We start from the raw sequence: 12,695 nt of genomic DNA on the forward strand, positions 1-12,695 counted from the left end.
GCCGTATGCCGTACCCAACCTCTGCCAATGCTTCAACGCCCCAGGGCGCTGCCGAACCCTATGTGGGCCGGTTCGCGCCCTCCCCAACCGGCCCTTTGCACTTCGGCTCTCTCGTCAGCGCACTGGCGAGCTATGCTCACGCCCGGAAAGCCGGCGGCCGTTGGCGGGTGCGGATGGAAAATCTGGACCCACCCCGAGAGGAACCCGGCGCCGACGACGAGATTCTGCGTTCACTCGAAGCCCACGGACTGCACTGGGACGGCGAGGTGCTCCACCAGAGCGACCGACTCGACGCCTACGCCCAAACGCTGGATGAGTTGCAGAGGCAGGGCCTAGCCTACCGCTGCCAATGCACCCGCAAGGATATTCATGCGCTGGGCGGTGTCTATGATGGCCGCTGCCGGAACCGGGTTATCGAGCCGACCGAGCCCCACGCCTGGCGGCTGAAACTGTACGACGTACCCGAGGGCTGCCCTGAACCCGCCGATCCCTACACCTGGCACGATCTGTTTCAGGGGCCTCAGACGTTGAGCCTGCGCCGCGATGTGGGCGATCCGATCATCAAGCGCAAGGATGGACTGTTCGCCTATCAGTTGGCAGTGGTGGTGGATGATATTCACCAGGGCATCACCCACATTATTCGCGGCGCCGATCTGCTACCGGTCAGCGCCGGTCAGGTGGCCAGCTTCGCCCTGCTGGGCGGACAGACGCCGGCGTTCGGGCACGTGCCGGTCGCCCTGAATGAACGGGATCAGAAACTGAGCAAGCAGCACCACGCACCGGCGCTCGACCCCGACCGGGCCGGTGCGAACCTGTGGCACGCACTGCACTTTTTAAGGCAGAATCCACCCAGGGAGTTGTTAGCTGCCACCCCCGAAGCCCTGCTCGACTGGACCCGCGAACACTGGCGCAACGATCTCGTCCGGGGCATGCAGGCCCGGGCTCCGGAGGCTATTTTGAACCCCGACGACGCACGCAGCTCCGATACCGCTCAGAGGATGCCCCATGAATAATCAGCGCCTGGTGATCCTGCTGCTGCTGATCGCCTACATCTTTTCGCCCACCCTGTTCACCTGGATCATCAATCCCGAGGGTGCCTGGTTCCGTCCTTACATCATCTGGGCGCTGGTCATTGTCATTGCCTACGCCGTTCAAAACCGCAAGAAGAGGCCCCATGATCTTTGAGTTAAGCCATGTGGCGCTGATCGGCGTCAGCTACTTGCTGGTTTTGTTCGGTATCGCCTGGATCACTGAAAAGGGCTGGATTCCCGACGCGGTCACCCAGCACCCTCTGACCTACATTCTGTCCCTGGGCATCTTTGCCAGTGCCTGGGCGTTTTACGGGGTCATCGATCTGGCCTTCCAGTTTGGCTACGGCGCCCTGGCCTATTACCTGGGCACCGGCGCTCTGTTTCTGTTCGCCCCGGTCGCCCTGGCACCGCTGGCGGAGCTGGCCCGGCGCCATCAGGTGCACTCCCTCGCCGACCTGCTGGTATTCCGCTATCACAGCCACGGTGTCGGCGCCCTGACCACCCTGTGCATGCTGCTGGGCATTCTGCCGCTGATGGCGCTGAACATTCAGGCCATTGCCGACACCATGTACATTCTGACGGTGAGCAGTAATCCCAGCCTGCCGGCCATGGGCACCGGCTTTACCTTCAAGGACCTGATGGCCATGGCGTACTGCGCCCTGCTCGCGGTGTTCACCATCCTGTTCGGCTCCAGCCGCGACCAGCACCGCGGCCTGTTCACCGCCATGGCGTTCGAGTCCCTGATCAAGGTCTTCGCCCTGTGTGCCATCGGCCTGCTCGCGGTGTACGGCGTGTTCGACGGCTTCAGTGGCCTGGACCAGTGGCTCTCCCAGAACCCGGAAAACCTCGCCCTGCTCCACGCCCCCATTCAGGACGGCGCCGCCCACACTCTGCTGCTGGTGTTTGTGGCCACCGCCATCACCATGCCGCACATCTTTCATATGGGCGTGACCGAGAACCTGCTCACCCGCAACGTGCACACCATTACCTGGGCGTTCCCGCTGTTCCTGCTGCTGATGGCGCTGCCGATCTTCCCGATTCTGTGGGCGGGCTTCGAGCTGTCTGTTCCGCTACCCGCCCAGTATTTCACCCTCGGGGTACCGATTCTCGCGGAGTCCACGGGTCTGACCGTGCTCGCCTTTATCGGTGGCCTGTCCGCCGCCACCGGGGCCATGGTGGTGATGATGCTCGCCCTGGCCACCATGGTGATGAACCACTGGATTCTGCCGGCGCTGAGTCTGCGCAACCGGGATGACCTCTACCGGCAGCTGCTGTGGTTGCGCCGAGTGCTGATCGCCACCCTGTTTTTCGGGGGCTATTTCTTTTACTGGTTGCTGGACAACCGCCACAGCCTGACCAACCTGGCACTGCTCACCTTTATTGAAACCCTGCAGTTTCTGCCCGGCATGTTTGCCATCGTGTTCTGGCCTCAGGGGAACCGGCGCGGCCTGCTGAGCGGTTTGACGGTGGGCACACTGATCTGGGCGGTAGGCCTGCTGTTGCCGGTACTGACCGGTCTGACCTCGCTTCCCCTGCCGGGAACCGACCTGGTTCTGCCCCTCGGAATGGAGCAGTGGAGTGCCATTGCCCTGTTGTCGGTCGGCGCCAACACCGCCATATTCGTCGGGCTGTCGCTCATCACCCGGCAAACCGAAGAAGAGCAGTACAGTGCCGAGCTGTGCGCCGCCGACGAACTCAGCCAGCCGGTGCGGCAGGCTCTGGATGTGCACAGCGCGGCGGAGTTCAAAACCCGCCTGGCCAAATCCTTGGGCAAGGTCACCGCCAGCCGTGAGGTGGATGTCGCCCTGAGCGAGCTGGGGCTGCGCATCACCGAGCGGCGCCCCTACGCCCTGCGCCGGCTGCGGGACCAGATTGAAGCCAACCTCTCCGGCCTGATGGGCATTCATGTCGCCGGCGAAATCATGGACCGCCACCTGCCCTACACCCTGGCGGAGCGGCGCGACACGTTGGACATCAACCTGATTGAAAACCGCCTGGCCCAGTACCGGGACCACCTGACGGGCATGGCGGCCGAGCTTAACAACCTGCGGCTCTACCACCGGAAAACCCTGGAAGAGCTGCCCATGGCCGTGTGCTCCCTGGGCCGCGACGGTGAAATCCTGATGTGGAACCGGGCCATGGAGCTGCTGACCCAGACCCCGAGCGATGATGTCACCGGCTCGCGCCTGGACGACCTGTCCGAGCCCTGGCGGGCCCTGTTGATCGATTTCAGCGAAAGCACCGAGCCCCACTACTACCGCCAGGAGATCGATCTGAACGGGCGTCCGCACTGGATCAGCCTGCACAAAGCCAATATTGAGGGTAGCATCCACAGCGGCGAGTACGACCAGGTAATCCTGCTCGAAGACGTGACCGAGACCCAATTGCTGGAGCAGGAGCTGATTCACAGTGAGCGTCTGGCCTCGGTGGGCCGACTGGCCGCCGGCGTGGCCCACGAGATCGGTAACCCCATTACCGGCATTTCCAGCCTGGCCCAGAACCTGCGTTACGAGTCCGACGCCCCGGAAGTGTTGGAAACCGCCGAGCACATCCTGAGCCAGACCGACCGGGTGACCCGCATCGTCCAGTCCCTGGTGAGCTTCTCGCACAGCGGGCAGAACAAGAAGAGCGAGTTCGAGGCGGTGGACCTGCGCGCCTGCGCCAACGAGGCCATTCAGCTGCTGTCGCTGCAGAAAGACAAAAATCAGGTGGAGTACGTCAACAATATCGCCAAAAACGCCATTATTGCGGGCGACAGCCAGCACCTGATCCAGGTTTTCATCAACCTGCTCTCCAATGCCCGGGATGCCAGCCCAGCCGGCAGCCGTGTTATGCTGGACAGCAGCGAAGATGAATACAGCATCATTTTCTCCGTGACCGACCAGGGCAGCGGCATCCCGGCGGACAAGATGGACCAGATTCTCGAACCCTTCTTTACCACCAAGGACCCGGGGGATGGCACGGGGCTCGGGTTGGCCATGGTGTACAGTATTGTGGAGGATCACGGCGGCAAGCTCGACATCAAGAGCCCGGTGGATACCGTGCACCAACGTGGCGCACAATTCACCATCAAATTACCGCGCCATATTGATTCCATGCGGCCGGAGTGATATTTTCCGGCATCAAACAGGCCTGCAGGGGCCCGGCGAACGGCAGCGCCCGGCCCCTTTCGCAACCTGCCAGACCATAGGCGATGTGAGCACTATGAGCAAAATCCTGATCGTTGAAGACGAACCCATCATCCGCACCGCGTTGCGCCGCCTGCTGGAGCGCAACAAGTACGAGGTGAGCGAAGCGCCCTCGGTCAAAGAGGCCACCGGCAAGTTCACCCTCGCGGATTTTGACCTGATCATCAGCGACCTCAGACTGCCCGGCGCGCCCGGGACCGACCTGATCAAGCTCGCCGACAGCGTGCCCGTGCTGATCATGACCAGCTATGCCAGCCTGCGCTCGGCCGTCGACTCCATGCGCATGGGCGCGGTGGACTACATCGCCAAGCCGTTCGACCACGAAGAGATGGTCACCGCCGTCAAGCGGGTCATTGGCAAGGCCAACGCTGCCAACCTGCAAAAACACAGCTCCACCACCGCCAGCCATGCCATAGCCGGCATGATCGGCGCCAGTGACGTGATGCACGACCTGTACAACCGGATTCACAAGGTGGCCCCCACCAAGGCCACCGTGCTGGTGCGCGGCGAAACCGGTACCGGCAAGGAGCTGGTGGCCCGGGCCCTCCATGAAGAGAGCCCCCGGCGGGAAAAGACCATGATTTCCGTCAACTGCGCGGCCATCCCGGAAACCCTGATTGAATCCGAGCTGTTCGGCCATGAAAAAGGCGCTTTCACCGGTGCCGCCAGCACTCGCGAGGGCCTGGTAGCGGCGGCCGACGGCAGCACCCTGTTCCTCGATGAGATTGGCGAGCTGCCCCTGGAGGCCCAGGCGCGCCTGCTGCGGGTCCTGCAGGAGGGCGAGGTACGCCCGATCGGCTCGGTGGAGTCCCACAAGGTGGATGTCCGCCTGGTGGCCGCCACCCACCGGGACCTGCGCAAACTGGCTCAGGAGGGCAAGTTCCGGGAAGACCTGTACTTCCGCATCAACGTGGTGCAGCTGGAGCTGCCCCCGCTACGCGACCGAGGTAAAGACATCATCACCCTGGCCGAGGCTCTGCTGGCCCGCTATTGCCAGGAAATGGAAAAACCCAACCTGAAGCTGTCCCCAGAGGCGGTGCAGGCCATTACCACCTACACCTGGCCGGGGAACGTGCGTGAGCTGGAAAACGCCATGCAGCGCGCGGTCATCCTGTGCGAAGACACCCAGGAAATCAGCCACGAGCTGTTGGATATTGATCTGGATCTGGTGCGTTTTGAAGAAGATGACGAGGACGATACCCGCTCCTCGCCCGAGCGCATCCAACCGCGCGGCAAAGCGCCCCAGGACCCGAACGAAGATCTCTCTCTGGAAGACTACTTCCAGCGCTTCGTGCTCGAGCACCAAGACACCATGAGCGAAACCGAGCTGGCCCGCAAATTGGGCGTCAGCCGCAAGTGTCTCTGGGAGCGTCGGCAGCGCTTCGGCATTCCCCGCAACAAGGCCGCTGGCGCCAAGTAAGCCCCTTCTCCCCTCCTTTTCTCGATCCTTCGGCGCGCACCCTCAGCGCCGGAGGGCTCTGCCTGTCTAACCGCCGTAACACCCAGAAAGACCTTTAATGTGCCACAAAAACGATTTTGGCGCCATAAGCGTTACGCAGGGTTACCCCCGGCCAAGGCTGTTACCTGCACCAGAGTTGTTACCCCCCACAAACGACGTAACAGTCTGGCTCAGGAACTGTAACCGTTCGAAATGGATCAGGATGACGAGAGATCATACAAATAAACTAACTTATTGATTTTATTGAACTTTACATTTCTGGCACGGGACGTGCTCTATATCCGGGCACATAACAACAACAAACAATAAAAAGCACGCCAACAATAACAACAACAAACAATAAGAAATGAAACGAACATAATTACAACAATAGACAATAAGAAAAGAAGAAGTTCAAAAATAACAACAACAAACAATAAAAAACGAAAGCAACATAATAACGACAAGAAACAATAAAAATAGAAACGTAAATAATAATAACGAAACAACAATAAAAAGAAGCGAAAGCCTTGTGCTTTACGCCCATAAAAAAATGATAATGATAACTACACAAGAAAAGCGGAAAGACTGACTAGACACTGGAGCGGGATTGCAAGCACGCACACTTGATACGAGGGCACGGACGCGCCGATTTGCAGGCCAAGGGAACCTTGGCGAATCGATCCCACGGGAAAGCTTCGGCTTTCCCGTTTTGCTTTCTGGCCCCCGTCAACACGGGCCCCTCCCGGCTCCCAACGTTTCCACCATCCCCCGCCCGTGCTAAACTGCCCGGCTTTCAGACTCGAGTCCGGCACGGCTGCCGGCGAAAGCACTCACTGACAGTAACCCAATGCCCATGCTTAGACGGCTTATCAACAAACTGCGCCCCCGTTCACGCCCCACCCCCCAACTCCGGGTTATCCCCCGCGACCAGCACAAGGTCTCCCGCCGGGACATCAGTCAGGCGGCCCTGCGTATCATGAAACGCCTGGACGAAGCGGGTTATCAGGCCTTCCTGGTCGGCGGCGGCGTGCGGGATCTGCTCCTGGGCGGTCACCCCAAGGACTTCGATGTGGCCACTGACGCCACACCGGAGCAGATCAAGCGGCTGTTCCGCGGAGCGCGCATCATTGGCCGGCGCTTTCAGATTGTCCATGTGCGCATGGGACGGGAGATCATTGAGGTCACCACCTTCCGGGGCCACCACGAGCAGTCCCGCAGTGAAGACGGCATGCTCCTGCGGGACAACGTCTACGGCTCCCTGGAAACCGACGCCGTGCGGCGGGATTTCACCGTCAACGCGCTCTACTACACCCTCAATGACTTCGCCATTCACGACTATACCGGTGGCCTGAAGGACCTGGAGAAGCGCACCCTGCGCATTATCGGCGACCCGGAAACCCGCTATAAGGAAGATCCGGTGCGCATGCTGCGCGCGGTGCGCTTTGCCGCCAAACTGGGCTTCAAGATAGAGCCCGGCACCGCCGATCCGATTCTGGAGCTGGGCGAGTTGCTGCGCAACATCCCCCCGGCGCGCCTGTTTGAAGAAGTGCTGAAGCTGTTTATGGCCGGCTCGGCGACCGCCACCTTTACACTGATGCGCGATTACCACCTGCTCGAGCACCTGTTCCCGGGCACCGAGGCAGCGCTGCAGGCCGGCGACGAGCAAGGCCTGGCCCTGATCGAAGAGACCATGGCCAACACCGACAAGCGGGTGCGGGCCGACAAACCGGTGACGCCGGCCTTCATTTACGCCGCCCTGCTCTGGCCGCCAATGCGCGCCCGGGCCGACGAGCTGGTCAAGAACATGCCACCGCAAGCGGCCTATCAGCAGGCCGCCACCGAGGTCATCGGCCAACAACTGGGACACACCGCCCTGCCCAAGCGCTTCCTGATTCCCATGCGGGAAATGTGGGACATGCAGCACCGCCTGGTACAGCGCCGCCACCCCCAGAAGCTGCTGGAGCAGTCCCGGTTCCGCGCCGCTTACGACTTCCTGATTCTGCGCGAAGCCTCCGGCGAGCGCCTGGGTGGCGCGGGCAGCTGGTGGACCCGATTCCAGGAAGTGGATGAACCGGAGCAGCAGAAAATGATTGCTGAGGCCCGCCGTCAGGGACCGGGTGGCAAGAGCGGTCGGCGGCGCAACCGGAAACGGCGTGCGCCCCGCCAGGAAAGTCCGACTCCCAGTTCCCAGGACTGAGCGTGACCCCCTGCTATATCGGCCTCGGCAGCAACCTGGACGATCCGTTCGGGCAACTGAGCCGCGCCTTCGAGGCGTTGGCCGGGCTGCCGGAGAGCACCCTGGTGGCGCGCTCGCCACTGTATTCCAGCAAACCGGTGGGCCCGCCCCAACCGGATTACCTCAACGCCGTCGCCCGCCTCGATACCCGCCTGGAACCACTGGCACTGCTGGATGCCCTACAGGGCATCGAACAGGCCCACCAGCGGGTGCGCAGCCAACACTGGGGGCCGAGAACCCTGGATCTGGACCTGTTGCTCTACGGCGACGAGACTCTGAGCACACCGCGCCTGACCGTTCCCCACCCGGAAATGACCCGGCGCGCCTTTGTTCTCTACCCTTTAGCGGATATCGCCCCGCACCTGACCCTTCCCACAGGCACCTCACTTGCGTCATTATTGAAGGCCTGCCCTTACGAGGGGCTGGAGCGGTTCAACCCTGACAGTCAACACCGGGAGTCGTAACGCGTGGCAGCGATGTTTGACGATCAACAACTGGATTTTTCCCAGGCCGACCTTCCCCGCTACATTGCCGTGGAAGGGCCAATTGGTGTCGGGAAAACCACCCTGGCCAAAAACCTGGCCCAACTGTTCAATTACGACGTGTTGCTCGAGCAGCCGGAAGAGAACCCGTTCCTGGAGCGTTTCTACCGCTCCCCGAAAACCGCCGCCCTGCAGACTCAACTGTTCTTTCTATTCCAGCGAGCCAACCAACTGGAACAGCTGCGCCAGAACGACATGTTCGAGCCGGTGCGGGTCGCCGATTTTCTGATCGAGAAAGATCAGTTGTTCGCTCAGGTCACCCTGGACGATGACGAACTGGCCATTTACCAACAGGTGTACGATCGGCTCACACTGGATGCCCCCCGACCCGATCTGGTGATTTATCTTCAGGCCCCCTCGCGCGTTCTGAACGAGCGCATCCGCGAGCGCGGGATCGCCAGCGAACAGCGCATAAGCCCGGAGTACATTGAGGCCCTGAACGAGGCCTACACCCAGTTTTTTCACTATTACGACAGCTCACCCCTGCTGATCGTCAACGCCCAGGACCTGGATCTCGCCCGAAACCGGGAACACTTCCAGCAACTGATCGAAACCCTGTTAACCATCAAGAGCGGGCGCCACTACTACAACCCGACGCCCGCCCTCTAAGCCCGTTACGGAGAACCCTATGCCTTACGGAGCCAACGCCGATACCGCCCTGAACAAGACGGTGACCGTCAAAACCCTGCAGAAGCTCAAGGGCTCCGATGAGAAGTTCGTGGTGGTGGCCCTGTACGATGCCCCCATGGCCGCCATGGCCCAGAAATGCGGGGTCGAAGCCGTGCTGGTGGGGGACTCCCTGGGCATGACGGTACTCGGCTACCAGAGCACCATTCCGGTCACCATGGAGCAGATGATCTACCACGTGGAGGCGGTGGCGCGCGGCAACCAGAAATCCCTGATCATCGCCGACCTGCCGTTCATGACCTACGCCACCCTGGACGATGCCCTGAAAAACGCCACCCGCCTGATGCAGGCCGGAGCCCAGATGATCAAGATCGAGGGTGGCCGCTGGCTGACAGAGACCGTGCGCCGTCTGTCCGAGTGCGGCATTCCGGTATGCGCCCACCTGGGCCTCACGCCGCAATCGGTCAACAAGTTCGGCGGTTTTCGGGTGCAGGGGCGGGATGCCGCCCAGGCCGATGAAATCGCCGAAGATGCCGCGCTCTTGGCCGAGGCGGGCGCCGATCTCGTGGTGCTGGAATGCGTGCCCTCGGCACTGGCCGCGCGCATCACTAAAAACACCCCAATACCGACCATCGGCATTGGCGCGGGCCGGGACACCGACGCACAAGTGCTGGTGATCAATGACATTCTGGGCCTGACCGAGCAGCCACCGAAGTTTTCCAAAAACTTCCTGACCGAAGCCGGCGACATTCCCGGCGCCATGAAAAAGTACGTGGCCGACGTCAAGTCCGGTGTCTTCCCTGGCGACGACCATATATTTCTGTAAACTGTAATCGCGACACCGAAAACACCGGCACCCACCCCAAACCACAACATCAACCCGGGTGCCGGGGCTCCCCGGAGCCACCCATAAAAATAGACCGTGAGAGTGAGAGATACTATGAACATACGCATCCCCGCCTGGTGGGCGGTACTGGGCTGCGCCAGCCTTTTGTTGGCTTGCCAGAATCAACCGGCCGAGCCGGAAGCTGCCGACACCATCGCCACCTCCGACGCCGCCTGGGAGGATTACCGGGCCCGCTCCGACCATTGGCGCTCAGTCGATCGGGACTTCATTCGCGGGGAAGTGGCCGCCGAAGGCCTCGACAATCCCAAGCGACCCGCCCGTACCCACCGCTTCGGGTTCGACCCCAATCAACCCACCGAGTGGTACAGCACCGACGAAGGCCGCCGAATCGCCGACATCGTGGTGTCTTTTCAGACGCCCTCCGGCGGCTGGTCCAAACGCACCGACATGAGCAAGCGCCCACGCCAGCCCGGCGAGCACTTCGGGTATGAATCCAGCTACATTCCCACCTTCGACAACAGTGCCACCACAACCCAGATCGAGCTGCTGGCCAAAGCACACACCGCCACCGGTGATACGCGCTACCTGGAAGCCTACGTGCGTGGCGTCGAGCTGATTCTGGAAGCCCAGTACCCCAACGGCGGCTGGCCCCAGAACTTCCCCCTGCGCGGCGGATACCATGACTACATCACCTACAACGACCAGGTGATGGAAAACAATATGACCGTGTTGCACCGGGTCAGCCTGGGCAAAGCGCCGTTCGCGCAGGCCCCGAACGACCTGCGGGCCGAATCCGCCGCCGCCCTCGACCGGGCCCTGGACGCCGCACTGGCCACGCAGGTGGTGGTGAACGGCAAGCCCACCCTCTGGGGTGGCCAGCATGACCCCAGGACCCTGGAGCCCATGAAAGCCCGTGCCTATGAGATGGTCGCCTTGGCCACCGCCGAAAGCGTCTCATTGCTGGATTTCATGATGGATCTGAACGATCCCTCCGCCGAGATACAACACGCCATTCACTCCGCCATGGCGTGGTATGAAAACAACGTAATCACCGGCTACCGATGGGACAGTGACACCCGGGAAATCGTCCCCGACGCGGACGCGCCACCCATCTGGTCCCGCTTTGCCGAAATCGGCACCAACCGCCCCCTGTTTGGCGACCGGGACCACTCGGTGCATTACGACATCAAAGACATTTCCATGGAGCGCCGCGAAGGCTACGGCTGGTACACCACCGAACCGAGCGAGGTCCTGGAAAAATACGAAGACTGGAAGCGTCGCTTTCCGCGTTAAACCGCGTTCTGATAGATCGACAGAATCAGCTCAGTGGTCAGTCGGGCCGAGGTCGGTCCGGCCAGAGGTTCACGGCCATCACGAACGGCCGCTTCAAAATCCTCGATGATTGCCTGATGCGCGGTGGTGTCCGTCACCGCCGCGCTGGTGGCGCCGTCGTGCTGATAGTGGTCCCCAGGCGCGCTCGGGTTATCCACCCCATCCACCGCCCACTGGGTTACCACATCGTCGGTCAGGGTAAAACTGCCGCGCTCGGCATGCACTTCCATCCGCGCCGCAAAACCCGGCCGGGCCGCAGTTGAAGCCACCACCGTACCGATCATCCCATCCTCATGACGCATCAGCGCCGCACCGTGATCCTCCGCCTCGATATAGTGGGCAAAGGTCCCCAACATACTCTCCACCTGCCCGGGTAAACCGAACAGCCAGGTATAAATATCCAGGTTATGACAGGCCTGCTGCATAAAGGGACCGCCGCCATCCAGTGCCAGGCCACCGCGATAATCGCCGCTGTCATAGTAGGCCTGATCCCGATAAAACTTGGCTGCCAGATCCACCGCGTAAATCCGTCCGAAGGCGCCCTGATTCATCAACGCCTTGATCGCCTGATTGTCCGGCCGAGTGCGCCGCTGATAACAGACCGCCAGCATCACGCCCGCTTTATCACAGGCGTCGGTCATCCGGTCCATCGCCTCAATACTGATATCCAGCGGCTTCTCGGTCAGCACATGCTTGCCCCGCGCTGCTGCGTCGATCGCCCCCTGGTGATGCAACCCGTTGGGCGTGGCCAAAATCACCGCATCGAAATCGGCATCCACCGCGTCAATCGAAGGCCAGACCGGCAGCGCCGGCGCCGCCGACAGCGGCCGCCCGGAACGGGACACCGCCCCCACCAGCTCACTGCCCGACCGCTCGGCCAGCGCATTGACATAGGTATTACTGATATTCCCGGTACCCACGACCACATAGCGCATCAGTTCACCTCCTCTTCCGAACTCCAGACCTTCATGGTCTGATTGGAGAGCAGGTGACATTCGCCCTCCACCGCAACGTAGGTGCGCATAAAGTGATACTTGTTACCCCGCACCTCACCGCCCTCTTCACGAGGCGACTTCTCCACCGTGGTAAAGCCAGTGAGCACTGCCGTGTTATCCAGGCGCCGATACTCCAACTGCTCCGAACGTCGGGCCAGCGGCACCTCATGTCCCTCCCCCAGGCGTCCGACCAGGGTCGCCTTGTCTTCCGCCGCCACGGCATGGTTGTGCACCCAGACAAAGTCATCGGCCAGAAGAGCGCGCATAAACTCAGGATTGCCCACCCGCAGCGCGTCTTCATACTGACCATCCAGCCGCTTGAGGGCGTCGGCTTCAAGGCAATCAGCGGCAAACGCCGTGGTGGAACACAGAACAAGCGCCGCAGCGCCAAGGCAGGTTTTCATAGGGGTAACTCCGGTGGTTGATTTGTTATGATGCCACCGAGTTTAGCAAACT

11 protein-coding genes are annotated in these 12,695 nt (G+C 61.4%); 9 read left to right on the forward strand and 2 right to left on the reverse strand.

From position 1 onward, the window contains the following. The first annotated feature begins 5 nt into the window (after positions 1 to 5). From gluQRS to pelA, 9 genes are all read left to right on the forward strand, one after another. Positions 6 to 1,013: a tRNA glutamyl-Q(34) synthetase GluQRS gene (gene gluQRS, locus B3520_RS14715; RefSeq protein WP_286876363.1), complete on the forward strand. Its 1,008-nt coding sequence runs from the start codon at positions 6 to 8 to the stop codon at positions 1,011 to 1,013. Further along, a complete protein-coding gene (locus B3520_RS14720) occupies positions 1,006 to 1,185 on the forward strand; it encodes a hypothetical protein (protein WP_024460914.1) in 180 nt (59 codons plus the stop codon). Before gluQRS ends, B3520_RS14720 begins: the two co-directional genes overlap by 8 nt. After that, positions 1,175 to 4,141, forward strand: a complete 2,967-nt coding sequence (locus B3520_RS14725) for an ATP-binding protein (RefSeq protein ID WP_024460915.1) — start codon at positions 1,175 to 1,177, stop codon at positions 4,139 to 4,141. The genes B3520_RS14720 and B3520_RS14725 overlap by 11 nt, the downstream gene beginning before the upstream one ends. A gap of 94 nt (positions 4,142 to 4,235) precedes the next feature. Further along, complete coding sequence (locus B3520_RS14730) at positions 4,236 to 5,639, forward strand: sigma-54-dependent transcriptional regulator (RefSeq protein ID WP_123637993.1); 1,404 nt, start codon at positions 4,236 to 4,238, stop codon at positions 5,637 to 5,639. An 874-nt stretch (positions 5,640 to 6,513) separates the two neighbouring features. Next, on the forward strand, positions 6,514 to 7,857 hold the full coding sequence (gene pcnB, locus B3520_RS14735) for a polynucleotide adenylyltransferase PcnB (RefSeq protein ID WP_286805473.1): 1,344 nt from the start codon (positions 6,514 to 6,516) through the stop codon (positions 7,855 to 7,857). Between the two features lie 2 nt (positions 7,858 to 7,859). Beyond that, entirely contained in the window at positions 7,860 to 8,360 is a 501-nt protein-coding gene (gene folK, locus B3520_RS14740; protein WP_123637994.1) for a 2-amino-4-hydroxy-6-hydroxymethyldihydropteridine diphosphokinase, read from the forward strand. 12 nt (positions 8,361 to 8,372) lie between these two features. Next, positions 8,373 to 9,047 (forward strand): deoxynucleoside kinase, encoded by a 675-nt coding sequence (locus B3520_RS14745; protein ID WP_123638889.1) that lies wholly within the window; start codon positions 8,373 to 8,375, stop codon positions 9,045 to 9,047. A 19-nt stretch (positions 9,048 to 9,066) separates the two neighbouring features. Continuing rightward, positions 9,067 to 9,891, forward strand: a complete 825-nt coding sequence (gene panB / locus B3520_RS14750; protein WP_286805471.1) for a 3-methyl-2-oxobutanoate hydroxymethyltransferase — start codon at positions 9,067 to 9,069, stop codon at positions 9,889 to 9,891. Between the two features lie 114 nt (positions 9,892 to 10,005). Continuing rightward, positions 10,006 to 11,205 (forward strand): pectate lyase, encoded by a 1,200-nt coding sequence (pelA, locus tag B3520_RS14755; protein WP_286876364.1) that lies wholly within the window; start codon positions 10,006 to 10,008, stop codon positions 11,203 to 11,205. Here pelA and B3520_RS14760 read toward each other — a convergent pair. Then, positions 11,202 to 12,179 carry a Gfo/Idh/MocA family protein gene (locus B3520_RS14760; protein ID WP_286805468.1) on the reverse strand — a complete coding sequence of 326 codons (978 nt, stop codon included), beginning with the start codon at positions 12,177 to 12,179 and terminating at the stop codon, positions 11,202 to 11,204. The genes pelA and B3520_RS14760 overlap by 4 nt on opposite strands. Then, the gene (locus B3520_RS14765) at positions 12,179 to 12,643 is read right to left on the reverse strand and encodes a nuclear transport factor 2 family protein (RefSeq protein WP_286805466.1); all 465 of its coding nucleotides are present in this window, start codon (positions 12,641 to 12,643) and stop codon (positions 12,179 to 12,181) included. Before B3520_RS14765 ends, B3520_RS14760 begins: the two co-directional genes overlap by 1 nt. Between the last annotated feature and the right edge of the window lie 52 nt (positions 12,644 to 12,695).

It is taken from the genome of Marinimicrobium sp. UBA4509 (assembly GCF_002388575.1).
In the GTDB taxonomy this organism is placed as follows: Bacteria; Pseudomonadota; Gammaproteobacteria; order Pseudomonadales; family Cellvibrionaceae; genus Marinimicrobium; species Marinimicrobium koreense.

Bases quoted from the DNA above. Each gene is read 5' to 3' on its own strand.
- B3520_RS14730 (WP_123637993.1), top strand. From the start codon at position 4,236: ATGAGCAAAATCCTGATCGTTGAAGACGAACCCATCATCCGCACCGCG.
- B3520_RS14720 (WP_024460914.1), top strand. From the start codon at position 1,006: ATGAATAATCAGCGCCTGGTGATCCTGCTGCTGCTGATCGCCTACATC.
- panB (WP_286805471.1), top strand. From the start codon at position 9,067: ATGCCTTACGGAGCCAACGCCGATACCGCCCTGAACAAGACGGTGACC.
- B3520_RS14760 (WP_286805468.1), bottom strand. From the start codon at position 12,179: ATGCGCTATGTGGTCGTGGGTACCGGGAATATCAGTAATACCTATGTC.
- gluQRS (WP_286876363.1), top strand. From the start codon at position 6: ATGCCGTACCCAACCTCTGCCAATGCTTCAACGCCCCAGGGCGCTGCC.
- B3520_RS14765 (WP_286805466.1), bottom strand. From the start codon at position 12,643: ATGAAAACCTGCCTTGGCGCTGCGGCGCTTGTTCTGTGTTCCACCACG.
- pelA (WP_286876364.1), top strand. From the start codon at position 10,006: ATGAACATACGCATCCCCGCCTGGTGGGCGGTACTGGGCTGCGCCAGC.
- B3520_RS14725 (WP_024460915.1), top strand. From the start codon at position 1,175: ATGATCTTTGAGTTAAGCCATGTGGCGCTGATCGGCGTCAGCTACTTG.
- B3520_RS14745 (WP_123638889.1), top strand. From the start codon at position 8,373: ATGTTTGACGATCAACAACTGGATTTTTCCCAGGCCGACCTTCCCCGC.
- pcnB (WP_286805473.1), top strand. From the start codon at position 6,514: ATGCTTAGACGGCTTATCAACAAACTGCGCCCCCGTTCACGCCCCACC.